This window comes from Nocardia sp. PE-7 (assembly GCF_030486425.1).
In the GTDB taxonomy this organism is placed as follows: Bacteria; Actinomycetota; Actinomycetes; order Mycobacteriales; family Mycobacteriaceae; genus Nocardia; species Nocardia salmonicida_A.
Genome location: NZ_CP129614.1, coordinates 4,924,402 through 4,950,000 on the forward strand (window position 1 = coordinate 4,924,402; position 25,599 = coordinate 4,950,000).

At 65.3% G+C, this 25,599-nt stretch carries 24 protein-coding genes and 1 pseudogene; 7 read left to right on the forward strand and 18 right to left on the reverse strand.

The genetic code is table 11. The features are described 5' to 3' along the window. Positions 1-51 precede the first annotated feature (51 nt). The 6 genes from QX204_RS23230 to QX204_RS23255 form a co-directional block, all read right to left on the reverse strand. On the reverse strand, positions 52-948 hold the full coding sequence (locus tag QX204_RS23230) for a hypothetical protein (protein ID WP_301902292.1): 897 nt from the start codon (positions 946-948) through the stop codon (positions 52-54). Next, entirely contained in the window at positions 948-2,942 is a 1,995-nt protein-coding gene (locus QX204_RS23235; RefSeq protein ID WP_301902293.1) for a hypothetical protein, read from the reverse strand. The genes QX204_RS23230 and QX204_RS23235 overlap by 1 nt, the downstream gene beginning before the upstream one ends. Beyond that, positions 2,939-3,955 (reverse strand): PD-(D/E)XK motif protein, encoded by a 1,017-nt coding sequence (locus QX204_RS23240; RefSeq protein ID WP_301902295.1) that lies wholly within the window; start codon positions 3,953-3,955, stop codon positions 2,939-2,941. The genes QX204_RS23235 and QX204_RS23240 overlap by 4 nt, the downstream gene beginning before the upstream one ends. Continuing rightward, positions 3,955-6,513, reverse strand: a complete 2,559-nt coding sequence (locus QX204_RS23245) for a Z1 domain-containing protein (protein WP_301902297.1) — start codon at positions 6,511-6,513, stop codon at positions 3,955-3,957. The genes QX204_RS23240 and QX204_RS23245 overlap by 1 nt, the downstream gene beginning before the upstream one ends. A gap of 164 nt (positions 6,514-6,677) precedes the next feature. After that, entirely contained in the window at positions 6,678-7,787 is a 1,110-nt protein-coding gene (locus tag QX204_RS23250) for a DNA cytosine methyltransferase (RefSeq protein WP_301902299.1), read from the reverse strand. A 45-nt stretch (positions 7,788-7,832) separates the two neighbouring features. After that, positions 7,833-8,861: a DNA cytosine methyltransferase gene (locus tag QX204_RS23255; RefSeq protein ID WP_367620204.1), complete on the reverse strand. Its 1,029-nt coding sequence runs from the start codon at positions 8,859-8,861 to the stop codon at positions 7,833-7,835. A gap of 351 nt (positions 8,862-9,212) precedes the next feature. Here QX204_RS23255 and QX204_RS23260 point away from each other — a divergent pair, with 351 nt between their 5' ends. After that, entirely contained in the window at positions 9,213-9,428 is a 216-nt protein-coding gene (locus QX204_RS23260; RefSeq protein WP_301902300.1) for a hypothetical protein, read from the forward strand. After that, positions 9,425-10,696 carry a hypothetical protein gene (locus QX204_RS23265; protein ID WP_301902302.1) on the forward strand — a complete coding sequence of 424 codons (1,272 nt, stop codon included), beginning with the start codon at positions 9,425-9,427 and terminating at the stop codon, positions 10,694-10,696. Before QX204_RS23260 ends, QX204_RS23265 begins: the two co-directional genes overlap by 4 nt. Before the next feature lie 7 nt (positions 10,697-10,703). Here the strand turns inward: QX204_RS23265 and QX204_RS23270 are convergent, their stop codons facing one another. Both QX204_RS23270 and QX204_RS23275 read right to left on the reverse strand, forming a co-directional pair. Further along, complete coding sequence (locus tag QX204_RS23270) at positions 10,704-11,081, reverse strand: hypothetical protein (protein WP_301902304.1); 378 nt, start codon at positions 11,079-11,081, stop codon at positions 10,704-10,706. Positions 11,082-11,118: 37 nt separating this feature from the next. Continuing rightward, positions 11,119-12,078, reverse strand: coding sequence for a helix-turn-helix transcriptional regulator (locus tag QX204_RS23275; protein WP_301902306.1), 960 nt, complete (start codon positions 12,076-12,078; stop codon positions 11,119-11,121). Between the two features lie 89 nt (positions 12,079-12,167). On the opposite strand from QX204_RS23275, the gene QX204_RS23280 reads away from it, so the two are divergent. Then, positions 12,168-12,695, forward strand: a complete 528-nt coding sequence (locus QX204_RS23280) for a DinB family protein (protein ID WP_301902308.1) — start codon at positions 12,168-12,170, stop codon at positions 12,693-12,695. Here the strand turns inward: QX204_RS23280 and QX204_RS23285 are convergent. Beyond that, the gene (locus QX204_RS23285) at positions 12,655-15,144 is read right to left on the reverse strand and encodes a tetratricopeptide repeat protein (protein ID WP_301902309.1); all 2,490 of its coding nucleotides are present in this window, start codon (positions 15,142-15,144) and stop codon (positions 12,655-12,657) included. The genes QX204_RS23280 and QX204_RS23285 overlap by 41 nt on opposite strands. Before the next feature lie 176 nt (positions 15,145-15,320). Here QX204_RS23285 and QX204_RS23290 point away from each other — a divergent pair, with 176 nt between their 5' ends. The 3 genes from QX204_RS23290 to QX204_RS23300 all read left to right on the forward strand — a co-directional run bounded on the left by QX204_RS23290 (position 15,321) and on the right by QX204_RS23300 (position 17,043). Further along, a complete protein-coding gene (locus tag QX204_RS23290) occupies positions 15,321-15,776 on the forward strand; it encodes a carboxymuconolactone decarboxylase family protein (protein ID WP_301902310.1) in 456 nt (151 codons plus the stop codon). Positions 15,777-15,808: 32 nt separating this feature from the next. Then, positions 15,809-16,264 carry a nitroreductase family deazaflavin-dependent oxidoreductase gene (locus tag QX204_RS23295; protein WP_301902312.1) on the forward strand — a complete coding sequence of 152 codons (456 nt, stop codon included), beginning with the start codon at positions 15,809-15,811 and terminating at the stop codon, positions 16,262-16,264. 125 nt (positions 16,265-16,389) lie between these two features. Then, positions 16,390-17,043, forward strand: a complete 654-nt coding sequence (locus tag QX204_RS23300) for a hypothetical protein (protein WP_301902313.1) — start codon at positions 16,390-16,392, stop codon at positions 17,041-17,043. Position 17,044: 1 nt separating this feature from the next. Here the strand turns inward: QX204_RS23300 and QX204_RS23305 are convergent, their stop codons facing one another. The 3 genes from QX204_RS23305 to QX204_RS23315 are packed head-to-tail and all read right to left on the reverse strand — an operon-like array spanning position 17,045 to position 20,082. Continuing rightward, positions 17,045-18,418, reverse strand: coding sequence for a vWA domain-containing protein (locus QX204_RS23305; RefSeq protein ID WP_301902314.1), 1,374 nt, complete (start codon positions 18,416-18,418; stop codon positions 17,045-17,047). Next, entirely contained in the window at positions 18,418-19,302 is an 885-nt protein-coding gene (locus QX204_RS23310) for an AAA family ATPase (RefSeq protein ID WP_301902315.1), read from the reverse strand. The genes QX204_RS23305 and QX204_RS23310 overlap by 1 nt, the downstream gene beginning before the upstream one ends. A 54-nt stretch (positions 19,303-19,356) precedes the next feature. Further along, a complete protein-coding gene (locus QX204_RS23315; RefSeq protein ID WP_301902316.1) occupies positions 19,357-20,082 on the reverse strand; it encodes a TetR/AcrR family transcriptional regulator in 726 nt (241 codons plus the stop codon). A gap of 103 nt (positions 20,083-20,185) precedes the next feature. Between QX204_RS23315 and QX204_RS23320 the strand changes: the two genes are divergently transcribed. After that, complete coding sequence (locus QX204_RS23320; RefSeq protein ID WP_301902318.1) at positions 20,186-20,854, forward strand: hypothetical protein; 669 nt, start codon at positions 20,186-20,188, stop codon at positions 20,852-20,854. Here the strand turns inward: QX204_RS23320 and QX204_RS23325 are convergent. The 6 genes and pseudogenes from QX204_RS23325 to ilvC all read right to left on the reverse strand — a co-directional run bounded on the left by QX204_RS23325 (position 20,824) and on the right by ilvC (position 25,542). Next, positions 20,824-22,182 carry a DUF2252 domain-containing protein gene (locus QX204_RS23325; protein ID WP_301902320.1) on the reverse strand — a complete coding sequence of 453 codons (1,359 nt, stop codon included), beginning with the start codon at positions 22,180-22,182 and terminating at the stop codon, positions 20,824-20,826. The two genes, QX204_RS23320 and QX204_RS23325, sit on opposite strands and share 31 nt — an antisense overlap. Positions 22,183-22,291: 109 nt before the next feature. Beyond that, positions 22,292-23,371: a DUF4185 domain-containing protein gene (locus tag QX204_RS23330; protein ID WP_301902322.1), complete on the reverse strand. Its 1,080-nt coding sequence runs from the start codon at positions 23,369-23,371 to the stop codon at positions 22,292-22,294. A gap of 158 nt (positions 23,372-23,529) precedes the next feature. Further along, positions 23,530-23,640, reverse strand: a pseudogene (locus QX204_RS23335) (ketol-acid reductoisomerase); the annotation flags it as partial. Between the two features lie 43 nt (positions 23,641-23,683). After that, positions 23,684-24,268, reverse strand: a complete 585-nt coding sequence (locus tag QX204_RS23340; protein ID WP_301902324.1) for a nucleotidyl transferase AbiEii/AbiGii toxin family protein — start codon at positions 24,266-24,268, stop codon at positions 23,684-23,686. Next, positions 24,265-24,420, reverse strand: coding sequence for a hypothetical protein (locus QX204_RS34470; RefSeq protein ID WP_367620143.1), 156 nt, complete (start codon positions 24,418-24,420; stop codon positions 24,265-24,267). The genes QX204_RS23340 and QX204_RS34470 overlap by 4 nt, the downstream gene beginning before the upstream one ends. Before the next feature lie 120 nt (positions 24,421-24,540). Beyond that, positions 24,541-25,542 carry a ketol-acid reductoisomerase gene (ilvC, locus tag QX204_RS23345; protein ID WP_174551969.1) on the reverse strand — a complete coding sequence of 334 codons (1,002 nt, stop codon included), beginning with the start codon at positions 25,540-25,542 and terminating at the stop codon, positions 24,541-24,543. Positions 25,543-25,599 lie beyond the last annotated feature (57 nt).

Here is a 25,599-nt window from a genome sequence, read left to right on the forward strand (position 1 = left end):
CCGCGGCAAGAGGTTTGGCGCGGTGACGGAGGAGTCGCGGGTAGAGGAGTGTCATACGATCCCCTCGAATATCTTGACCGCCGCCTGCAACTGCGAGGCGAAGAGGTTCGGGGATTGCTCCGCGGCGAGGCGGACGTCTGTGATGGTTCGGCCGGGAAACAGGCGACCGAACAACTCCTGCAAGGTGGCTCCTAGCGTCTCGTCGAGATAAGTTGCGTCATCGTCGAATTCACTGATGCGCAGAGCGTGGTCGACCATTGTTCGTGCCACGTCCGCGTAAAGCATCGACAGTGCCATCTTGTCTTGCAATCGGGGACTTCCCGCGCGCTGCAGAGCTTCTGCGATCAACGTCTTCTTCTCATTGACCAGCAGCAGCAGTGACCCCATGGTGGCGACATCGAGGTCCGTGCCGATCTCGAGATGCCAGGCGGCTTCGCCAGGATAATTGGTGCGCTCGAAATCAACGATGGCAATGGGAAATTGGGGTGCATCGCCCTGCAGCCGGATCTGGGTGCGATCACTCCACAGCACAGATCCTCCACGACGAGGTGCTACCGGCCGATCGGTGCCGTGCCTGCGCCGTGCCAGCACCAATGCAGTGTCGAGTGTGAGGACACCACCCAGGTCCGCGCCGACGAGATCGGCTCGCAACTCGACCTCACCGACGGCGGGAACGATCGCGCGGGACAGCGCTCCGCGCAGCTTGGATCCGGTGGAGGTCCAGACCGCGGCCAACGCCAACTCCGTTCCCGGCGCGAGTGTCGACTCGGCCAGTGCTCGTGCGAGGTCGACGCGAACGACCCTGCGCAACGACAAATTCGTCTGGTAGTCCCAGTGCGGGAGGTGATCCGGCAATGGCATCTCCTCGCCACCGATAGTGATCAACCACTCCCCTGCCCGAATCACGCCGGCAGTCGGCTTCTTGTACGGCAGTACACGGTTGGCCATCAGACGACCGCCGCAGTGAACAGGACGATATCGGTCATCGTGTCGGCGGCAGGCTTGACTACGGCCTTCCACACGCGGCCATCGCCGCCCTCGATGACGTATGTCGGCGTCTGATGAACCTCTCCGGCTGGATCTTCCCAGCCCACAAGGTTGGGTATCTCGGCACCGGTGGGTGGATCCATTTCGAGTCCACCATCACTGGCCAATGCGACGGCGACATCAGCACTGACCCGCTGAAGTACTGCGACCGGCAGCTTGAACCGCTGCACGACAACGCCGTGCCCCCACAGCTCGTCCGGTTCGGGATCACCGACGTACTCGATCTTGGGGCGACGGCGCCGTGCCGGGGCTTGCTGTGCATTCGTTTCGAATGGCCGACCGTTCCCGGTGCCTCCGTAGGCGTCACCACCTGACGAATTAGCGCCACCCGAACCTCGGGCCTCGAACGCATCCGGCGTTTCGAGATCTTCGGATTCTGCGGGATCGTTTCGCATGCCACTCGGCCGCCGCTTCGGCGCGAGCCGCGGCGGTGGCGCCGTATCCCCAGGCTTGCCGTAGTCAGTGGCCGAGCCGACGCCCCATGCACCACCGACCAGCGGAGACAGCCGGTCGCTTGCCGCACCGAGCGACACCTGCGCGACCTCGACCCCGCTACTCCCCCGCGGCCCGATGACCTTGTCGATCTCTTCCTTCATTCGGGTGAAGGCCATCTTCACGAACGAGTATTCGGGATGGTCGAGTGACTGATAATTCCAGTTGTCGTGCGTCGGCGGCTCAGCCCTCGCGAAGGCTACGTCGACATCCTTGTCCGCACGGAAAACGCCTGCGTAAGCGGATATTTCGCTCGCGGGCTTCGGCCCCGGCCAGTAGGTGACCACAAGCTCAGCCGGACGCATGAGGCACACATGATGCACCATGCCCGTCTCGAATCCAGCCATGTACTCGGCCTGACTGGGTTCGAACCGGAGCGCGACTGTCTGCTGAATTCCGAAACGGCCGAGCAGCTTCTTGGGTCGCCTGCAATGTAGCTCCTCGGCATCACGGCCGACCATTTTCTGATAGGCGATGACAAACAACTTCAGCGTCTTCATTTTTGCCGGATCTGGCACCGGGTACTCGATACCGTCACACGTCACCGAGAACCTCATCGGCGGAACACCATTACCGTCGGGCAGCATCTTCGGCCACAACTGGTACACGATGGTTTCCGCGAGGTACCGAGCGATATCGGAGGGTTCACCGCCTTCGAGGTTCGGATCGAGGATGGAGATCGTCGTTCCGGTTTCGGTTGCCCCGAACGGCCGAAGGCCGAGCTTACGGGCCATCGCGTCGGCGTCGGATCCCACCAGCGGTTCGATGACGTCACCCGATACATCACCCCACCAATGGCGACCGGTGTAGCGGCGTTCGCGATCTTCCTCTTTGGCGTCGTAGCTCTTCCACAGTGCCGCCGCCATCAGACGCGTCTCGAACGTCCCCTGGTACTGACAGCGGGTGTGAACAAGGATGGTGCCCGATCCCGATGCGAGGTAAAGGATTCCCTTGCCGAAACCGTAGGTGCCGCCGCCCAGTTCCCGCTCGCGGGGCTCACCGATATTGCGCAAGAACGCGACGAAATCGCGGCCTTGATCGGTGACAGCATCGGCCCGCGTCGGTCCACCGAGGCCGCGGGTACCACGGTCGGAAATCGACAACACTCGGATTGTGGGCTGTTGCAATGCGTCCCGAAGCGGAAGCCGCTGTTTCGCCGGTGCCTTGCGCAGGAGGTTTTCGCGCCACGCCGGCGCATCGGCTGCACTGACGGTCTGCAGATCGATGCGGTAGTCGACGGGGATTCCATCGCCCTGGCGAGCGTCCCAACTGTTCTGCGCGGATTCACGGACCAGGATCGTCAAGTGGTCCAACTCGGGCTTACCGAGCTGGTTTCTGATGCCTTCAGCGGCGCTCGCGCCCTCGGGCGGAAACGCTTGGGAGACCCACGCTGGTGCCGTCATCGGGATTCCTCGAGCATTGCTTTGATGTGCCTCTCGACGTCGTTGGTTTCCATCGGTGCGGGTGAATCCCCAGATAGGTCGATCGTGTAGTCGACATTGCGCACATTGGTGGAAATCGCCGCCGCTGCCAAATCGACGGTGGTGAGTCTGGGGAACGCGACATCGACGTTGTACCAACGCTGTTCGTTGATCGTGTATCGCGAGTGGGCGTAGTGGTCATTGTCTGCTGCGCGATATCCGACAGCGGCCAGCCGTGTCAGGATCTCGCTCTCGTCATCCGAGAGGTCGAGTACACGCTTGATCAGTTCGAGGAAGCCGATGCCGCCCCGCATGTCGGATTCCAGCCGCAGCCACACCAATCCGAGTGCGCCGCCGAGCGGTGGTTCCAACTGGTCGAGCCCGTGAATTCGAACCGCTCGCCCACTCGGGTTCGTCGAGGTCTTCACCTCGACCGCGCCGGCATCGGTCGCAAAATCGTGCCGGTGACCGGAGGGCCCTTTCCACGATCGGATCGCGCCACTGTCATGTTCGAGCAGGAGTTCCAAGACAATCAATTCACCGAAGAGTCCGGCGAGCTGCTGCGTTCCCAGCGGCGGACCCGGGTTGAGGAACAGCGCCCGCCAGCGGTCGAGTACGCGATGCAGCACCTTTACCGGGTTGTCCGGCGACTCCTCGGTCGCGTACAGAATATCGGCGCACAGGGTGGCGAAGATATCATTCAGATCCGAACGAAGACACGCAAGGTCGGCGAAGTCCTGAAACCTCGAATCATGTTCCAGTGTCCGCTTACTCAGCCGCAGCACCGGACCGTTGAGACCTTTTCGCACGACCTGGTGCGCACCGATCGGCACAAGCAGATGGCGGTTGCCATTACTGTCCAGACCTGCGGCCAACGACCCGTTCGGCGTTGGCACCGGAAGATCGGACACAGTGAGGACGGAAGCTTCAGAGTTCGGGCGCCGTTGCAGCAGTCGCCACTGATCGTCGAGAACGCTCTTCAGATCGTTTAACATCAGATTTCCTCGGAGTCGAGGGGGCTGAAGTCCTCCTCCTCGATCTCGACACCGGAAAGGTCAGCGGAAATGTAGTCGGATTCCCAGGCAACCGTACTGTCATCGTTGGTCGGTGAGGGAAACACGAGACCGACGCCGATTACATGCTCCGGTGCGTTCAAGGGCTCCCGCTTGGCCTTGGATGGCTCGGGCTCCGACACCTTGTCGATCGGATACAAAACCAGCAATCCTGCATCCGGCTGCTGAGCCTTGCGGGCTTTGGCAATATCGCCTTCAGTGGTGGCAGAAGTAATCCCGTCCAGATCCAGGCCCGCGTCTCGACGGCTCATCAACGTCTTGATATCGGTGTGGTCCACGCCGGAAGCGAACTGCGAACGCATGATCCGGCCGACACTGACCCCCGGCGCGAAGTCGAACAGGTCCTGTTCTGCCACCGCAGGCTTCCCGAAAACGGCCACGTTCCACCGGCGCAACGTACCCGCGTTTCGGATGCGCTTCTCGATGTATCCGGCCATCAACTCCGCGTCGCATTCTTGCGACTTCTCATGGAACTGGTAGTCACGCAGGAAGCCGAGGACGAGTTCACTCGACACGTCGCGAATCAAATAGCGGCCGTCCGCGCCGTTCCCTTCGGCGCCGCCTGCCGCGAGCGCCGAGTTCACGAGATTCCGCGCTGCCGTCTGATTGCGAAGCAGCCAGTCCGCGTCTTTGCGGAAATAGCGAGTCTGGACCCGCTGCCCACCGTACGACGACAGCGCCGAAACAGCGTCCTTCATCTTCGCAGCGGCAGTCACCCGAAGCGAGGGGTGCGTCCGCAGTCGCACGGCGAAGGTCATCGGGGTCTTACCTTCGGTCATGTAAACGTCGATGTCACGACGCATCTCGGTCTCGACCGTCGCGAGGTGCCGGAACCAATCCTCGAGTTCCTCGGTCATCCAGATCCGGGGCAGGTCCGCGTACCCAGTGCGATATCCGAACCAACGCCCCATCTGCAGCAGCGTGTCGTAGGTGGAAACCGCCCGAACGAAATAGCTGACCGAGAGCCCTTCCAACGTGAGCCCACGCGACAACGTGTTGCCGCCCACCGCAATAGCGACGACTGGACCGTTCTCGTAGTCGAGCCGATCGGTGCTCTCGGAATTGTCCATGACAACGCGGCAATCACGCAGCACACCAGGCAGTTCTGCCGCAAGACCATCGAATAGGACTGGCTTCTCACCGAACTCTTCGGCGGGCACCTTCGAAGTCTCCGTTTCCCACAGTTCACGAAGCTCACGACGAAGGGCGGGATCCGAGAGGTTGTTTCCGACCCGAGCACGAAGCAACAGCAGCGGATCGCGGAAGCTGTTGTGCACTGCCGTCCGCACGCTGGTGTGAATCAACATGGTGGAATGCGGATTTCCGGTCCCCCGAACCCGGCGGGCAGCTGTAGTCAACCAGAAGTACAGGACCGCTCGACGTAGCGTTTCAGTGATCGACGGATAGAAATCCTCAGCATCCGCCCTGGTCTTGGGCCTGACGAGTGCTACATCGTCGTCGGGAACGTTGCGGATCATGTCGTAGCCGTCATCGACTTCGGTCGGGTCCTCCCCATCCAGGGCATACCGACCGAACAGCACCTCGGTGCCGAAATGACCGTGCGGTTTGGGCAGGTTCACGATGAAGTGCTCGGGATAGAGATCATCAGCGGACGGATCGATGAGCAGGTTCGCGAACGGCGAGGCGGTATACCCAACATAGGCAGACTTGGGCAGGGTGTTGAGGATCCCGCGGATCAACGGATTGATCGATTTGGTCGCCACGGTCGCCTGATCAGCCTCGTCGTCGATGATCAATGCGGGACAATCCGCCAGGTACTCCGAGGCGTCATCCAGCCACTTGACCAACTTCCGCAACACCGTCGCGTTCTTCTTGACCACGCACAGCACATGAGTCTTGTTCGACTTTCCGAAGAAGCTCGCTGGGTTCGCGGTCGGCGAGAAGTCACGATCGAGGTCGGTGATCTGCGTCCACAGCGTCGGATTCGGTTGCACCAGTTGTTGAATGAGCCGCGCTTGGGTCTGCCTTCGCAGCCCGTTATGGATGCCGGCCAAGACGATGAACAGCTTGTAGCCCCGGTCGGCTGCCTTCGCCATGACTGCGGTGAAGTTCGTAGTTTTGCCGGACTGCACGTAACCGACGACGAGTCCACGAGTCGAGAACTCGTTCTTGCGTGGATGCTGCAACAACGACACGATCCGCGTAGACGAGTCGTCCAGGCTGTTGATCGCAGGATCCTGCGGCCAACCCTGCTTGATGAGGTCATCCTCGATCGCAGGCCACAGCTTGTCACCGGGATGCGGTCCCGCATACCAGGTTTCGTAGTTGTCGATCACCACGGAGTGCGGCTCGCGCATCTCCTTGATCCGGATCATGTCCGCGTCGTAGCGCTCCATGATCCGCTTGATGATGTCCTCCGACGGACCGAACTGACGGAGCTTCTTGATGGCTTCGGCCGGGGAGTACGTGTCAAGGAGCGCCTTGTACACCTCGTACTGCCCGTCAATCAGATCAGTCATCGAACTCCCACCTGCGCACGAACCTCTTGGTCGACGATAGGAGGTTTCACTCCCCCAGATTGTGGGTAACACTATCGGCTCGATACGACCAGTTGGAAGCGAGTACGAGAGTTGTTACCCGGTCGATGAGAGCTATCGGTGGGCAACGACGGTTCGCTACACCCTCAACTGAAGAACAGGCCCATCTGCTGCAAGTGGTCGAGCGGGGCTGAGGCGCGAGTGTCGAGCCAGGGTCGATCGACGACCTTCGCGGCTTCTTCGTGGCTCACCTGACTTCCCAACGCCGCCGAGAGCACATGCAATGCCAATACCGGCGGGATCGCGTTGCCGATCTGCTGCGCGATGTCGCCACCCGACCAGGGATAGTCCAGCGGGAAGGTCTGCAGGCGACCGGCCTCAGCCGGGCTGAATCGTGGACAGGGAAAGCCCGTGCTGTCGACGATTTGGTTTCGCGAGACCTTCCCCGTGATTGTCGCCGAGGGCTCCAGCGAGCTGCGGCGTCCACGCAACTTCGGGTCACCGCCGGTGCCGTAGTTGGAGATGACCTGAAAGTCGTAGCCGCGGTTCAACGCGTCCCCCATCGTCTCCCAGGGCAGAAGATCCGATGCGCCCAGCGCTCTGCCTACTCCCTTGCGGTAGGGACGATGAGTGGCGTTCGGGAGTTCGGGTTCACCGCTGAGCCGTGCGATAAGGATGGCGCGCCTGCGCGTCTGCGGGACACCGAACTGTTCGGTGCGAAGGACATCGGCGGTAACTTGGTAGCCGATTCCTTTGAGGACGTCACCCATCCGCTTCCAGATCGGCAGGACAGCCGGAACCTGCTCCAGGACAATAATTTTGTAGGGGTCCTCGCGCTTGTGCGCTTCCAGAGCCCACCGCAGTGGCTCCAGCACGAGGCCAGTTCGCTCATCTTTCAGCTTGGCAAGATCTTCAGAAATATCGTCGCCGACACCCATCCGGTCGACGTAGCTCAACACTTCGTCAAGCGCCTTGCGGCCTGAACCGGAACCCGCGACGGTGAAAGTCTGGCAGGGCGGCCCACCTGCGAGAATCCAAGCACCCGGGACGTCCTCCGGACCGAAGTCACGAACGTCGTGTGGTCGGTCGTTCAAACCCGCTTCCGCCCTGGTGGCACAGGCATTGCGGTCCCACTCGAATCCGTAAACATCCAGACCCAACCACCGGGCCGCGACATCGAGGCCACCGGGCCCAGCAAACAGATCGACCATGTCCGCGCGGCGTGGCAACGTCGGCTCGCGTTGGTCAGGGGGCATGCCTCGAGATCCTAGCGGCGCGACCGAGGCACGCCGAGTCGGCCGTCAGCGAGTCGACAGAGCTGACCGCACCGCCAGTCCGAGCGCATGCGCGAACGGTGGCGGCGTTGCGTTGCCCACCTGCCGATACCTAGCTGTCTTTCGTCCCTCGAAGGTCCAGTACGGCGGGAATCCCTGGAGCGCGGCGACCTGATCAACGGTGAGTTTCAGCATGTGGTCAACCCCCATCGATGGATCCCAGACGAACTCCGCCGCCGGCACGTCGTCGGCGAGTGCACGCCCGTTCACGCCGTACTTCGCCCATGCGCGGACCGAACCTTGTGGGCCCAAGTCACCGCCACCCCGATCCCACGACCCTCCTACGATCGTCGGCGAAATCCCATCCGCTTTTGCGGCCCAATCCGAGGCCTGCGACCACCCACGTGCACCCATCGATCCACGGAGAACCGCTCCGACTGTCAGGCCCGGCGCGGGCGGGATCGGACGCAGATTCGCGGTAAAGGCCTCGGTCCCGCCGTCGCGGAGTGCGACCATGACCGCGTACTCGCGGTGCTGCGGCACGCCGAAGTCGCACGCATCGACAAGCAACCAGCAGTACTCGTAACCGGCGTCCTCGAGATGCTTGGCAACCCGAGTGCGACTCGATGCGTATTCGTCCCGTTTCAGCAGGTCAGGAACGTTCTCGATCAGTAGCGCACGCGGACGCAATTCCACCGTCAACCGCGCGGTCGTCTCGAACAGTTCCAATTCCCAGCTGCTTCCCCTGGGTCGGGACGCGGTCGCTGCTGACTTCACACGCGGCAGACCTGCGGCGAGAAGGTCGATTTCACAGTGTCCCGGTAGGTCGAATCTGGGTTCGAATCGGAGCAGGTCTTTGTGCAGCACGTTCCAGCCGCGGCGGTTTGCTCGCAAGGTCTCGCAGGCCACGTCACGGTTGTCGAGCAGAAGCACCGGATCGAATCCGGCTTGCTCCAACCCGAGTGCGAGTCCACCTGCACCAGCGCACAACTCGATCGATGTCAGGCGACTGGCTCGGAGCACGTTGCGCATACCGTGTTCCGGTTCGACCCCCATCGATGCCCCCTCGCTGCAGTGACCGCAACTCGACCAAGAATAGCGTCCGAAGACCGGCAACGCAGACGTCTCTGGGCATACTGCGACACCGCGACCGACCAAAGTGCCGCCCGCGATATGCGTTGAGTCAGGTCCATCTGTCCTGACTGCGACCCCGCTACCGCGTCCGGGTAGGGCAATCGAACAACCGACAATGTTTGGCGCAGCAGCGCGCTACAGAAAGTGGTACGTCGGTTTACATGTACCTGGACTGGGGTTTTCGTTGTCATGCACAGTGATTCGGCGAAGTTGTAGCGCGCGACAGCGGAAAAGGGGACCCTCGGAGGAGAGATCGCGTTACCCAGGAGCCGCATGACTGTCAGAAGTGACCGTGAAGGTGGCTTGCCGGAGACACTGCCCGCGTTGGAGCAGCTGCCGGCGGATCAGGCTCGGGATCTGTTCGAGTTGATGAGGGCCGCGAGTACGTTCGAGGCGGCCGCGTTGGACAAGTCCATCGATTCGATGGTCTCCGCGTTGCCTCGGCCGTTGCGCCGGGTGACGAAGAAGATCATGTTCGGCGGCAGATGACCGACCTGATCACTCGGGCGCAGTTGATTCTGTTGGCTCGCACGTTGCATGTCCATCCTCAGCGGTTGGATCACCTGCGGTATCTCGGGGCCGATCGGTTGCATGCGCTGAATCAGCAGATTTCGGGGGTGTTGTTCGATCAGCACACCGAGACCTTTCGGCGGATCAGTTCGTTGGTGCCGTTCATTCCGTTGACCATGTCGATTCCGCTGGTGCAGAAGCTGGTGCCGCCGATGATGACGGGGCGGGCGGCGGGGTCGGTGGGGCTGGATCATCCGGGCAAGGCCGCTGAGACGCTGATGCTGCTCGATGCGGGGTACGCGGCCGACTGTGCGCCCTATCTCGATCCGCGGGCCATCGAGCAGTTGGTCGATCAGATGGCGCCGGGGCCGATCGTCGAGATCCTCAACGAGCTGCTGCGGCGGCGCGACTACATCACGGTTGGTCCGTTCTTGGCCTGTGCCACACCGGAAGTGCTCGCCGCTGTCGAAGTGGGGGTGCGCGATGACGCCGGGCTGATCTTCTCGGCGGCGTTTTCCTACGACGTGGTCGTACTGAGTGCGGTTATTCGTCAGCTGCTCGATGGGCCACACAAGCGGGTTCCGCAGATGGCGCAGACGGTGTTGTCGGGTTCTTCCGACCTGCAACACGCTGCGCTGTCGGTGTTTTCGCGGTGCGCGCCCGATGTGATCCGCCGGGTGGGCGACATTCTGTTCGGGAGTGCGCAGCCCGGTGATGTCGCGCGGCTGGTGCGCAACGCGCTCGCGCTCGGCGCGGTGCCCGAATTCCTCACGTTGGCTGGGTATCTCACGCCGTTGGGGCTGTGGACGTTGGTCGGCAATCCGGTGTTCAACGATCCGGATGTGGGGGTCGATCTCGTCGCGCCGATGGACGCGCGTAAGGATGCGGAGAGTTGGCGTGGGCTGTTCACGTTGATGTCGCGGATGGATGGCGAGGTCAGGAGCGCGGCGGGGTACGCGCTGGCTCTGCTACCGGAATCGGCGGTGGCGGAATTGCCCGCGCGGGCGACCGAAACCGGTTGCTGGCCTGCGCTACTCGATCTCGTCGCGGTCTCCGGCGAGCGAGGTCAGGCGCGGTTCGGCGCGATCTGGGCGCAGTTGGCGCCGGAGCGGCGGGCCTATCTGCATCGGTGCATCACCGAGCTCCGGTACGACACCAGGTTGGCCGAGATCACGGCATTGGTCGAGCCGGTGGAAGTGGATCTGCTGTTCTATCAGCGGCGGCAGAAGGGGCGGTATCGCGGCTGACCGGTGGTCAGCCCTGCCATCGGCCCCAATCCCGTTGGGCGTGCAGCACAGCGGGGTCGACGACACCCCAGATGCGGATCTCGTACCGATACTCCCCGGGCTGAGGCTCGAGGAGACCTTCCACCGCGTGCACCCCGGGGGTCGGCGAGAACACCCGGCGTAGTCCGAGGATGTTGGCCCATTGATCGACCACCCGACCCGGGTGCTGCGAAAGATGGCTACCGGCTTGACCTTCGACAGACAGGATGGCCTCCATGCTGTCGTCGCTGGTCACCGACGGCGCGACGAACCAGGTCAGGGGCAGCAAGCCGACCGCTTTGCCGAGTTCGTTGAGATGTTGGGCGACAGCCGCCTCGATCGCCGAGCTCAGCTGGGACAGATTCATGGGTTAGGTATAGCGCGCTGAGGCAGACGGGGCGAACTCATGGCTGAGTACGGGTGAAGCGGCTCCCCCATTCCCGCAGCTGCGTAACCAGTTCCGGTGGGCCGAGAACGCGGAACTCCGCTCCTACTTTGCCCAGCAACAGGATCGGCCAGTCGAGCTCGTCGACGGTCATTTCTATATGGGTGCGGTTGTCGGGGAGGGCGGTGATGGTGCACCAGCGGCCTACTCGAGTGTGGACGTCGGTGGCGGGGGCTTCTATTTCGGCGGTGACGGTGTAGCCGGATCGACGGGCGCCGACGGCGTTTCGGACGAAGGTGGCGGCGTCGGGAGCCGGGAGGGTGCGGGGGCGGAAGCGGGCGCCGGTGGTCGCGGAGGCGGTGAGGCGGTCTACGCGGAAGGTGCGCCAGTCGTGGCGGGCGAGGTCGTAGGCGACGAGGTACCAGCGGCGGCCGAGGGAGACGAGGCGGTGGGGTTCCACTTCTCGGGTGCTGGTCCGGCCGTCCGCGGCGGTGTAGGTGAAGGTGAGGCGTTCTTCGCGGCGGCAGGTGAGGGCCAGGTCGGTGAGGACGGCGGGGTCGACGTCGGAGAGCGGGACCGCGGTCCAGGCCGAGGACTCGGTCATGGCGCGCAGGGCGTCGACGCGGCGGCGTAGGCGGGTGGGCAGGACGGTGACCAACTTGCCGAGTGCGCGGATGGAGGGTTCCGCCAGGCCGTCGCCCGCACCCTGGGAGCCTGCTTGCAGGCAGACGGTGATGGCTACGGCCTCGTCGTCGTCGAGGACCAGGGGCGGCAGCGCGGCGCCCGCGGCCAGTTGATAGCCGCCGTCGACACCGGGGCGGGCGTCGACCGGATAGCCGAGTTCACGAAGGCGGTCGATGTCGCGGCGCAGCGTGCGGGACGAAACACGCAGGCGCTCAGTGAGTTCCGTGCCGGACCAATAGCGGTGGGTCTGCAGCAGCGACAGCAGTCGGAGGGTGCGTGCGCTCGTATCGGCCATATTCCGATTATCTCGCAATTGCGGACAGAAACTGGCCGCAATGGGTTCTACCTTGGGTTTCACCACACCGACAAGCAAAGGATCCGCTCATGACCAGCAGCATCCAGATCGACACCGAGCGCACCGACATCCTCGAGATGCTCGCCAAGCATCGGCACTTCCTGCGCTTCACCGTCCGCGACCTCACCGACGAGCAGGCGGGTCTGCGCACGACCGCCAGCGAGCTGTGCCTGGGTGGCCTGATCAAGCATGTGGCCGCGGTGGAAGCGAACTGGGCGGGTTTCATCCTCGACGGGCCCGCGCAAGCCCCCGACTTCGACTCGATGACCGAGGAGCAGATCGCGCAGTGGGGCGAAATCTTCCGGATGCTGCCCGGCGACACGCTCGAGGGCGTACTGGCCGAATACGAGCAGGTGGCCGCACGCACCGACGAGCTCGTGCGCACCCTCCCGGATCTGAACGTGAGTCAGCCCCTGCCGGAGGCGCCGTGGTTCGAGCCCGGCGGACGCTGGACCGCGCGCCGCACGCTGATGCACATCATGACCGAGACCGCCCAGCACTCCGGCCACGCCGACATCATCCGGGAGTCGCTGGATGGAGCGAAGTCGATGGGGTGATGTCGGCGAAGAGGGACTCGGCTGCCGCGCGGTGTTCGGTGGCGGCAGCCGGGTCCGTCGCGTCGAGGACGTCGGCGATGCCCTGGTGGGCTGTCGCCTCCTCGAACCGGTGGCCCAGTTCCGGTGCCAGAGTAAGGGTTTGGCGATAGAGGTCGAGGGCCTCGTCGGGCAGTCCCGCGAGACGGCAGGTTTCGGCGTAGCTGTTGAGGAAGTGGATCTTCCAGTGGTCTTCGAAGAGGGCGTCCAACAGGGCGAAGGCCTCTCGGTGGCTGGCGAGCGCTTCTTCGTAGCGACCCATCTCCCGCAGGGCGATACCCCGACAGTTCAGGCACCAGGCTTCGTTGTGTTTGTGGCCGTCCTCGCGAGCGAGTGTGAGGGCGCAGTTCAGGTGGTCGAGGGCTTCTTCGGGTTCGTCGGCCGCGATCGCCACGCCGAGGGTGATCTGGGCCTGGAGCGAGGGGTTGCCGGTCGGGACGGCGAGGGCTTCGCGGGCCAATTGGGCGGCTCGGTCGCGCTGACCCAACTGGAGCATGGCCCAGGCTTCACCGGCGATGGCGTCGGCGGCGCTGGTCGGGCAACCGCCGGTGGTGTAGAGGTCGCGGGCTTGCCGGAACAGTTCCAGCGGTTCGTCGATACTGCCTTCGTCCCAGCGTAATTGGGCGCAGCGCATCGTCAGTTCGGCACGGGGCAGCGGGTCGCCCACTTCGACCACCAGGGGCGCGGCGGCGGCGTAGGCGGCGGCCGCTTCGGTCATGCGGCCCGCGTTGTAGCGGGCGAATCCCAGATCGCTGTGCGCTTCGGCGAGTTGCCGTGGGTCACCGAGATTCTGTGCGGCGGTGAGGGATTGCTCGAAGAGCGCATTGAGGTGTGTGGTGCCGCAGCGACGGGCGAGGAAGGCGCGCATGAAGCGCGGTAGTTCGCACACGTGGGTGTCGGCGCCGGCTTCGACGGCGGCGTAGAACACGGCCATCAGGTTGGTGTACTCGGAGACGAACCAGAAGAACGCGGCGTCACGACCGGGGAAATGCGGGAGCTCGGCGGGCGGTGAACCGGCGGAGACGGGGCGGGTCGGCGACAGGAACGGCATGGCGGTGTCGGCGGCGGCCGCGGTGTGGACGTAGTAGTCGAGGACGCGATGCAGGGCGCGTTCGCGGTCGGCGGGGGTGTCGTGCTCGAAGGTCGCGGTGCGGGCGTGTTGGCGGACCAGGTCGTGGAGGCGGTAGCGGCCGTCGGCGGGTTGCTGCACGAGGTGCGCGTCGAGGAGGTCCTCGAGCATGGCGCGGGCGCTGCGCAGCGGTACGTCGGCCACGGCGGCGGCGACGTAGTCGGTGAACGTGGAGCCGGGGATCAGGCCGAGCAGCCGGAACAGGCGGCGCTGGTCGCGGTTGAGCTGACGCACCGACATGCCGAAGGCGGTGTCGAATTCGCTGGCGCCCTCGGCCATTCGCTCCACGAGGATGCCGACCGACCAGCCCGGGCGATGCCGAAGACGAGCGGCGGCCAAGCGCAGCGCCAGGGGTAGGTTGCCGCACAGGCGCAGCACTTCGGCGGCTTGCTCGGGCTCCTTGGCCAGCCGTCCGACGCGAGCGTCGCCGCTGGCCCGCACCAGCAGTTCGGCGCTCTCCTCCGGCGTGAGCACGTCGAGGGTCACCGGCGGGACCTCGTCGAGTTCGAGCAATCGGTTGCGGCTGGTGATGATGGCCACCGACTCGCCCGCACCCGGCAACAGGTGGCTGACCTGCGCCGCATCGGCGACATTGTCGAGCACGACGACAGCGCGCAACCGGGCCAGCTCCGAACGCCAACAGGCCGCTCGCAGTTCGACATCCCCGTCCTGGGGCACCTTCTCCGAGGGCACCTGCAAGGCGGCCAGCAGCGCACGAAGGGCGGCGTCGGGGTCGAGCGGTTGGCGTCCGTCGGTGAAGCCGTGAAGGTCGAGATACAGCTGGGCGTCGGGGTATTCGGCGGTGAGTCGATGCGCGGCGTGCACGGCGAGGGAGGTTTTCCCGACGCCCGCCATGCCGTCGATGGCGACCACGCGGTCGGCACGGACGGCGGCGAGCACGTCGGCCAGCGCCTGCTCTCGGCCGGTGAAGTCGGGCACGTCGCGGGGCAGGTCGTTGCGCGGCGGGGGCGGGGCGTCGGCCGGCGGGCTCGGCGGGGCGGGCTGACGGCTGGTCTTCGGCGGGGCGGGCAGGGGGTTGTTGGCACGCTCCCAGAGCGGGCGCAGCGGGCGCGGGTCGCGTTTGACCAGGCGGCACAGCTCGAGGACCGCGGGCCACGGCGGGACCGTCTGGCCGCTGAGGTAGCGCGAGAGCGAGGACGAGCTCAGGCCGGTGTCGCGGGCCAGGGCGCGCACGCCGCGGCCGGAGAGTTCCTGGATCAGTCGCAGCCGCGTTGCGAGCTCGTCCTGCGGGTATGCCCGTGCCGTCCGCTGTTGCGCAACCACCGTGTTCCACTCCCGTTGTCCCGGCCGCGACCATAAATCTCACGACCGACAAGCCCATGGTCAGGGCCGTTTTTCGCTGTCCCACAGTGTCCCACAGCCATTCTGTTCCAGCGTCGCACGGGCTGTTATGGAGACACACCGCAAGCAGCGGACGAGAAACGAACAAGGAGAACGACATGCAGTCTCGGATGAAGAACCCGGCCATGGTCCTCACCGACGCGATGGGCCCGATCCAGCAGGTGCTCAAGGCTGTGGAGACCGGCGGCGTGGACAGCGAGATCCTGGAGCTGGTGCACCTGCGGGTGAGCCAGATCAACGGCTGCAGCGCCTGCGTGCTCGGTGGCACCACCACCGCGCGCAAAGCGGGCGTCAGCGAAGACCGCCTCGCCACCGTGGTCGCCTGGCGCGAGACCCCGTTCTTCTCCGAGGAGGAGCGCGCCGCCCTCGAACTCGCCGAGGCCGCCACCCGGATGGCCGACCGTCCCGACGCAGTCACCGACGAGATCTGGGACAGCGCCGCCAGCTACTTCGACGAGAAGCAGCTCGCGTCGATCGTGCTGATGATCGGCGTCACCAACATGTTCAACCGGCTCAACGCCAGCACCCGTCAGATCGCCGGCGCCTGGGGCTGAGGCTCCCCCTCCTCGTGAAAGGAACTGTCACCATGTCTTCGAATCAGCAAACGAGCAAAGCCAACTCACACAGCGGATTCTCTCGCTGGATGCAGCACCGGATGAACGCGCGGATGAACCGCAAGATCCGCCGTGGCAAGGGCACTTTCATGGGGATGGATGTGCTGATCCTGCACACGGTCGGCCGCCGCAGTGGCCAGCCGCGCGACACCCCGATCTCCTGGTTCCCCGGCGAGGACGGGTCCTGGCTGCTCGTCGCCTCCGGCGGCAAGGACGGTCACCCCGACTGGTTCCTCAACCTGATGGGCCACCCCGATCAGGCAACTGTTCAGCTACCCGGCGGAGATGCCGTGGCGGTGACACCGCACGTGCTCGACGGTGCCGAGCGGGCAACCGCCTGGGAACACATCACCACCGCCCAACCGCGCTACGACAAGTACCAGACCAAGGCCGGGCGCGAGTACGCCGTCGTGCGGCTGAGCGCCTGATATACGGATGTCGGTTGCGCAACGGAAGCCGAATGACCTGCTGAACAGTCATAGACTGCTCAGCAGGCACGGGCGACCGAGCGCCTGATGGGGACCGTCCGGCCGCTGCGAGAGCGGAGGCGAACATGGGCTATCCCGGCTATCCCGGCTACCAGCCAGCCATGCCACCGCCGCAACGGCCGTCGCCGTGGCCGTGGATTCTGGGGGCACTGGTGGTTGTCATGGCGTTGGGAGTCGGTGTGATCGCGGCGGGGATCATCGTTCTGCAACGCGACCGCAACTCCTCGACCGCCGCCCCTTCCCCTACCGCCGCCACCATTGCGGCCTCGGCACCGGTGCCGGTGCCTGCCCCTGCCCCGGCGCCCGCCCCCGTAGACCTCCAAGCCCAGGCTCTCGCCACCTTGCGCGCACAAGCCGAAGCCGACCAGCCCTTCGTCAGCGCGGGGGTGGCCGACCGGTGGGTACCTCAGCTCTCGGCCAAACAGCCAGGATTGGTCGCGCCCGACGTCGACGGGCAGATGGTGAACTGGACCAGCAGCGAGATCCTCGCCCAACATCAACGGATGCGCGCCCGGTACCCCGGGGCGCGACTGGTCTGGAGCGACGACTGGGCCACGTTCGACCTGCAGGGATGGTGGATAACGCTGGCCGGAACGACCTACAGCGATCCCGACTCCGCCAATGCCTGGTGTGATGCCAGGGCGATCCCCGTCGACGAGTGCTTCGCCAAGCTGGTCAGCAATTCGCGCAGCTCGGCAGGTACCACGAAGTACCGCTGAATCAGGCGGGCAGCAGTCTGCCGATCACCTCGGCGAGCTGGGCGACGTTGCGGCATTCGTGCATGGTGACGATCTCGGTGTAGTCCTCGGCGGCCGAGTCGCCGGTCGACCACGAGCGCGACGGCTCCGGGTTGAGCCAGTAGACCGCCTTGGCGCGCTCGGTGATCGCCTGCAGCGCGGCGAGATTCGGGTCGGTGCGGTTGGTGCGGGCGTCACCGAGGATCAGCACGCAGGTGCGTGGGCCGACCGCGTCGAGGTAGTGGTCGACGAAACCCTGGAGGACCTCACCGTAATTGCTGGATCCGAACCGGGCTACGCCGCCGTCGCGCACGATGTTCTGCGCGAAGCCCGGCGGTGGCGGTTCGCCGGGGGTGAAGTACTGGGTGATCTCGGCGCAGGTGTCGACGAAGCCGAAGCTGCGAACCTTGCTGAACTGGTCCTGCAGGGCCTGCACCAATTGCAGGGTGAATTCGGCGAAGCCACTGACCGAGCCCGAAACATCGGCCAGCACAACGAGATCGGGGCGCCCGCGCTTGCGGGCGCGCAGTACCGGATCGACCGGGACACCCCCGGTGGCCATGGAACGACGCAGGGTGCGGCGCAGATCGATCTGGCCGCGGACCGCCTTCTTGCGACGCACCGCCAGTCGGGTGGCGAGCTTGCGGGCCAGTGGGTGCACGAGGCGGCGCATCTCGGCGAGGTCCTGTTCGCGGGCGCCGAGGAAATCCGTGCGGTCCGCCGAATTCTCGACGCCGCGGCGGGCGATGTAGTCGGTGCCGCGCAATTCGGCCGAGCGCAGACGCGCCTCGGTTTGCACATCGGTACGGAAGCGGTCGACGCGGCGGCGGGCCTCGATGGTGCGCACCGCTGTGTCGAACTGCCCTGTACCCCCCATGGTTCGGGCGAGCTGCTCGGAGATCTCATCCGGGCGTAGCGATTTCATGGTCAGGTAGGAGGACCAACCCGCACCGGACGCCTGGGTGACCCGGCCCGCGCTCTCCCCCGCACCGCCGTAGGCGCCGAAGGTATCGAGTGCTTCGCGGGCCAGTTCGGCGGTGTCCTCACCCTGGACGAGGGTGGCGAGCAGACGTTCGCGCAGGTCTTCGGCGTTCTCGCTCGGTCGCGCGGGCGGCAGCGAGACGCCGAGGAAGTACAGGTCGAAGAGTTGATCGAAGACTTTGCGTTGGCCGTTGCGGCGGAGCAGACAGGCGGCCAGGCCCGCGCGCAGGACGCGGGGGTCGGCATCACCGAGGGCTACGATCGCGGCTGCCGCATCGATGGTTTCGCTGGGGCCCGCGTGAATATTGTGCTCGCGCAGCAGGGTGACGAAATCGACGAGCCGAGCGCTCGTGGGAACGACGCGCGCGGGGCTCATCACCGCGCGCTGCCGTCCGCCTGGTCGTCGAGACCGAGCCGATCGATGGCGATACGATGGTCCGACTGGTACTTCAGCAGCACCCCGAGTGTCGAGCGGACCACACCGCCGGTCAGCGTCCGCGTTCCCAAGACGACCAAAGTCTTTGCCCAGTCGACGGTTTCGGCGATCGAGGGCGCCTTGCGCAGGGAGAGCTGCCGGAGCGCGCTCACCGTCGCCACCACCGGTTCGGCCAGCGCCGCGTCCAGCTCGGGGACTTTGAGCGCGACGATCGCCTTCTCCAATTCGGCTGTCGGATAGTCGATATGGAGATACAGGCAGCGACGCTTCAGCGCTTCGGACAGGTCGCGGTGGGCGTTGGAAGTGAGGATGACGAAGGGCTTGCGGACGGCGGTGACGGTGCCGAGTTCGGGGATGCTCACCTGGAAGTCGCCGAGGACTTCCAGCAGCAGGCCCTCGAGTTCCACGTCGGCCTTGTCGAGCTCGTCGATGAGCAGGACCGTGGGGTCGGGGTTGCGGATGGCTGCCAGCAGCGGGCGGGCGAGCAGGAATTCCTCGGTGAAGACGTGGTCGCGGGTGCTGTCCCAGTCCTCGCCGGAGGTGGCGGTGATCCGGAGCAGCTGCTTGGCGTGGTTCCACTCGTACAGGGCACGGGCCTCGTCCACGCCCTCGTAGCACTGCAGGCGGATGAGCTCGGCGCGCACCGCGGCGGCGACAGCCTTGGCGAGCTCGGTCTTGCCGACGCCCGCCGGTCCCTCGATCAGCAAGGGCTTACCGAGGCGGTCGGCGAGGAAGACCGCGGTCGCGACATCGAGGGACGGCAGGTAGCCGGCGGCCGTCAGCCGGTCGGTTACCTGGTCCACCGAGGAAAAGAAGTTACTCATCGGTAATGAGTGTATCCACTGCCGCCCACACGGCGGCGACGCGAGTCCCGGTGACTACGACCGCCCCGTGTCGGCCGTGGCGACCGCGGCGGCGACGCCGTCCAGGATGAGGTCGAGACCGAAGGCGAAATCGCCCGCCGCCGATTCTTCGTCCGGGGGCACCTCGGCAAAAGCCTGATCCGCGAAGAGGGCGGCGATCTCCGGTAGGCCAGACAGGTCGAGGGTCGACACGTCACGCTGGTACACGTCGAGGGATTGAGCCTCGCTGCGCTGTTCGGCGCCGCGCTGCTCGGCCATGTGACGGTCGGTGACGAAGGCCTGACGGACGTAGCCGCCGATCACGGTGATCGCGCCGATTTTGGCGCCCCAGTCCAGCTGGGTCTCCCGCAAGGCGGCGAGACCGGCGTTCATCCACGCCAGGGCGTTGAGACCCTGGGGCGGACCCGTGATGGGGATCTGGGTCAGCCACGGGTGACGGGCGAACACCGTTCGCTGACCCGTCGCCCACTCTCGCAGAGCGGGGCGCCAGGCCGGACCGGTAACGGGCGGCGGGCCGAAGGCAGTGTCAGCCATCAAGTCGGTGAGGCCGTCTTTCGAGCCGATGTGGCGATAGAGCGACATCGGCGTGACATCCAGCGCGGCAGCCACTTTCGTCAGCGAAGCGGCGCGCAGACCTTCGCGATCGGCGAGCGCGATGGCCGTAGCGACGATGCGGTCCGCGTCCAGTTCGGCCGGACGTCCGACGCGCGGTCGAGCCGGACCGGGCTGCTTGCTGGTCACCGTCTCCTCATTCGTTCGGGGTTCCCCCAACTTAACATAGGGGTTATAGTTTAAGTCTTATACTAATTTCGACCGAGCGGGACAGCTCGGAGGCGAGGGGCGAATGACCGTGGACATCAACCAGATTCAGCGCATCACCGGAGCAGCCGCCTTCGCCGGAGCCGGCTGCACGCTGATCGAACTACCGCTGTACTTCGTGTACTCGGGGGCACCGCCGGACGCGAATGTGCTCACCCGATGCCTGCTCGGACTGATCGGCGTCACGCTGTTCGTGGTGTTCATGAGCGGGCTCGCCGCCGTGGTGCGACATCGTGACCCGGAACGTGAGTGGTTCGGGTCGCTGGCCGCCGCGGCCGGAACCGCCTGGCTCACCGTCGTTCTCGTGTCGACCGGCCTCGAGGTCGGTGCGGTGATCGCGGCGCCCGAACCGATCGACCCCACCATCACCGTCACCGGGACCTACATCCTGTACGGAACCGTCTCGCGACTGCTGGAGGGACTGTTCCTCGTGGCCTTCGCCATCGCGGCCGCACGGCTGCTGCCCCGCTGGTGCATCGTGACCAGCTGTGCGCTCGCGGCGGTGAACTTCGCGTTCGTGCCGTCGCTGTTCTTCGGGAACACCCCGGCCGACTTCTACGCGGCCAACGGGTGGGGCACCACGGCGACCGTCGGCGGGCTCACCATGCTGTGGTTGTTCGCGATCGGCATCGCGCTGTACCGGTCGGCTCCGAAACAGGCCGATCAATACGGGTTGTCGGCGACTTTCACCTGACCGTCCGCGATCGCGGCCATCAGCAGTCGATAGTCGGCCATCGTCTGGTCCGCGTACGACATCGCGAAATCGCTCAGTGCCGTGTCGAACTTCTCACTGCCGCCGATGTAGGCGTCGATGGCCAGCGGATCGCCGGAGCGGCAGTGGGCACGAGCCAGCACGCCGCCGCAGAGGGCACCGTAGTTGGACAGTTGCCGGTGGGAGAGATTCTCGATATCGACAGAACCTTTCATGTCGCGGAACTGACGCCAGTAGTGATGCACGCCCTCGGGGCCGGTGGCCCAGCCGAGGAAGATGTCGCTCGACGCCTGCATCAAGCGCTGACCGGCGACGACGCGATGTCCCTGATGCTTGTATCGGCTCGCCTTCTGATACGGCGCCAGCACCGAGGTGTCGGCTTCCTTCAACTGCAGGAACAGCGGAGCGCCGGACTCCTTGTCCATCAGCAGCGCGATGAAGCATCGGGTGCCGACACTGCCGACCCCGACGACCTTCACGGCAGCCTCGACGAAGGCGTAGCGGTTGAGCAGCACGCGCATGTGGTCGGGCAGGGTGCGCCGGTATTCGGCGAACAGCGTCTTCACGGTCGCCGCGTCAGGGGAGGTGATGGGTACCAGCAGCGGCGGCTGATTCTTGATCCGCGGAATGCCGTCGGCGTCGGGTTCGGTGAGTTTGTCCAGCGCTTGCAGGCTGGTGCGCTTCTTGGCCGAGGCGATCGTCTTCTCGGCCAGCTTGCGGCCCTTCTTCTTCTGGACCAGCTCGAGGACCTTGTCGGAGTCGACCCGGTCGTACCAGATCTCGAGACTGTCCTGCTCTGTCATCGCCTCGATGCCCTCGCGATAGCCGCGGGCGGTCACCTCCGCCGCCGATGCCGCGTCCTCATCGGAGCATCCGTTGGTGAGCGCCGCGACCGTGACACTGGCGACCAGGCGTTTGACGTCCCACTCGAACGGGCCGGGCAGCGTCTCGTCGAAGTCGTTCACATCGAACACGAGATTGCGTTCAGGAGTTCCGAAGAGCCCGAAGTTCGACAGGTGCGCGTCGCCGCACAGTTGCGTGATGAGCCCGGTATCGGGACCGCTCCCCAGGTCGTAAGCCATGACGGCCGCGGCACCGCGCAGAAAGGTGAACGGCGACACCGCCATTCGCGCCATCCGGATCGGCACCAGGCTCTGCACCCGCTGCGCGTTCTGCTTCTGCAGAATCTCCACCGGGTCCTCCCGCCCCGGCTCCGGTTTCCACTCCCCCAACGCGCTACGAGAAATCCGCTTCCGCGCCGCTTTGCCGACCTCCGCCGCCTGCCGATCGAAATCCTCAACCGTCGTCATCGAGCAAGTCTCGCGCTACCGGGCCGCTACGGCAAGGACCAGCGGATAACCATGCGGTGACAGAGTGTGCCACCGCCCAGCTATCGACCGCCGACCACGAGGGGTGGCGCTACCGACCGAGCCGCCTGCGCCACTCGTCAACTCGGCGGACGAGTTCCTGCCACCAGGTTCGGTGCGGGTCCGGTGGTGGAGTCGGCCGAGGCTCGGGCGTCGGTTCGGGGTCGGGTACCGGGACCAGCACCTTTCGGCGAATCCCGGTGCAGGTGAACTGGGTCGCCCGATAGGGATCCCCGTTCTGCGCCCACTCGGAGACGATGAGGGTGAACTTGCCGTCCTCGAGCCTGCTGTAGGGGTGTATGTAGCCGCCGTAGAGGCGCGGGACGGTGTCGACTCCGCGCGGCATCCCGGTGATCGGCCGGTGGGTGTGGGTCGTGATCCAGTTCGTGTTGTCGATCCGGTCGCCGACCTTGACGAAGATCGAGTAGTCCCCCGCGTCGAATCCGGAGATCACGGCCCTGTTCTCGACATAGCGCAGGCAGATCTCGCCGAATCGCCAACCGGGCAGGATCGGCGTGGGCTCACGGTTCCAGGCCCAGTTGTCGCCGTCCCAGCCCCAGCCCTGCCAGGCGTGGGGATCGGACAGGCCCTCGACCGTCGCGCGCCACAACAGCATGTCCTTGTTCCTGGCCAGGCCGCCGGTGGAGATGATGTGCACCCAGTCGCTGTGCGGGTCCTTGGCCCAGGAGATCATGACCCGCTTGCCGGCGAAGGCGCCGCACCAGAACTTCGAACCGCTGCGCGCCCAGGTGATGCCGCTGTCGTCGGATGTCCAGACCTCGCACCACTTCTCGTTGCCCAGGCCCTGGGTGTACATGACCCACAGGTAGATCCGGCCGTCGACGGTCATCGCGTCGCAGGGCAGGACGGTGGAGTATTCGGCGTTGTCGTGCTGGTAGTCCCACAGCTGGCGGCCGTCGGTGCCCGGCGCGGTGGCCATGACGATCGGCTCGGCGGGGTCGCGCTGCGACGTGCGCGTGATGATGGGGGAACGCCAGTTCCCGATGCCGCCCATCGGTGGGCCGTACGGGCCGTCCCCGGAGAACGAGTCGCCCCAGATGAAGCCGACATCGCCGTCGGGCAGCTCGAACGGAATCGCGAGATCGCCGCCGCCGAGGTCGGCCGAAGGCACAGGGTTCAGATCCGTGACGCGGATGACACACCCACCCTCGTCGACTCGAGCCGAAATCGTTGGGCCGGTGTTGGTTCCGTCACACCACCAGGCTACGTCAGCATGCCGAAAGGCCCGCTCGCACGTGGCGAACGGGCCTTTCGAGACGCGATGAAACCTTACGCGGTTTCGGTGATCGGGCGGTCGACCCAGCTCATCAGGCCGCGCAGCTTGGCGCCGGTGACCTCGATGGGGTGCTCGGCGTTCTCCTTGCACAGACCCTCGAGCTCGTGAGTGCCGCGATGACCAATGAGTAGTAGGGATGCGCGGGCTTCAGGATGCGAGCAGGGCATCGAGACTCGACCCCAGGTCGCGGTCTCGGTCGAAGCCGCGTTCGGTTATCAGACGCACAGCCGAACGAGCTATCGAGATGTCGCCCTCGGTGGCGACGCTCAGCAACTCACGCAGATCGGCGAGATCTTGCGGACGCGTCGCGTCATCACGAGAGAGCAGTTTGAGAGCGATCAAGTGTCCGGTCGTCGCCACCGGCAGACTGAGGTCGGGGACGATCTCGATCTCGTCGGCAGCGGCGGCTATCTCGTGCTCGATTCCTGAACTCGCGAAGAGCAGATCGACCAGAACGGGGACACCGTCGAAGTTTCTTCGCAGGCGTATCGTGGCGAGTCGTCCGTTGTCGTGTTCGACGGACGCGTACATGGTGTAGCCCGCATCGAACATGCTGCGCACCAGTGCTTCCGCGTCGCCATCATCGGCTACGGCGACCGCGAGGTCGATGTCATGGGTGAATCGGGGAATCGAGCGGGCCGAGACCGCGAAGCCTCCGACGAGGGCCCAGCGGTAACCCAGGTTGTCGATGTCGGCGCGCGCACGCCGCAGCGCTGATTCGAGGGCGTTCACGCAAACCTGGCGGATGGCCGACCAGCTGCGTCTTCAACGCTCGACCGGGATAGGAGCCAGGATGCGACTTTGTCCGCGATCTCGGTCGAGGACGCATTCGGGTACATCCGGCGCATCCGTGTTCGGTACATCTGCACGCCGAATTCCGACATCTCCAGAGCGAGCCGAAGTCGCTGAGCCGGTGTTTGTTCCGTCACACGACAAGGTTACGTCAGCGAGCCGAAAGGCCCGCTCGCGCGTGGCGAACGGGCCTTTCGGGACGCGGTGAAACCTTAGGCGGTTTCGGTGATCGGGCGGTCGACCCAGCTCATCAGGCCGCGCAGCTTGGCGCCGGTGACCTCGATGGGGTGCTCGGCGTTCTCCTTGCGCAGACCCTCGAGCTCCTTGTTGCCGCCTTCGACGTTGGCGACGAGGCGCTTGACGAAGGTGCCGTCCTGGATGTCGGTCAGGATCGCCTTCATGCGCTCCTTGGTGCCGGCGTCGATGACGCGCGGGCCCGACAGGTAGCCACCGAACTCGGCGGTGTCGGAGACCGAGTAGTTCATGCGGGCGATGCCGCCTTCGTACATCAGGTCGACGATCAGCTTGAGCTCGTGCAGGACCTCGAAGTAGGCCATCTCGGGGGCGTAGCCCGCCTCGACCATGACCTCGAAACCGATCTTGACCAGTTCCTCGGTGCCACCGCAGAGCACGGCCTGCTCACCGAAGAGGTCGGTCTCGGTCTCTTCCTTGAAGGTGGTCTTGATGACGCCGGCGCGGGTGCCACCGATGCCCTTGGCGTAGGACAGCGCCAGCGCCTGGCCCTCGCCGGTCGGGTCCTGATCGACAGCGATCAGAGCCGGAACGCCCTTGCCGTCGACGAACTGACGACGCACCAGGTGGCCGGGGCCCTTGGGGGCGACCATCGCGACGGTGACGCCGGCCGGAGCCTTGACGAGACCGAAGTGGATGTTGAGGCCGTGGCCGAAGAACAGCGCGTCGCCGTCCTTCAGGTTGGGCTCGATGTCGTTGGTGAAGATCGACGCCTGCGCGGTGTCGGGCGCGAGCACCATGATCACGTCGGCCCACGCGGAGACCTCGGCGGGGGTGCCGACGGTCAGACCGGCCTCTTCGGCCTTCGGGCGAGACTTCGAGCCCTCGGCCAGGCCGACGCGGACGTCGACGCCGGAGTCGCGCAGGCTCAGCGAGTGCGCGTGGCCCTGGCTGCCGTAACCGATCACGGCGACCTTGCGGCCCTGGATGATCGACAGGTCAGCGTCGTCGTCGTAGAACATCTCGACTGCCACTTTGGTTGGTCCCTTCTTCAATGATGGTCAGGAAAAGTTATCGCG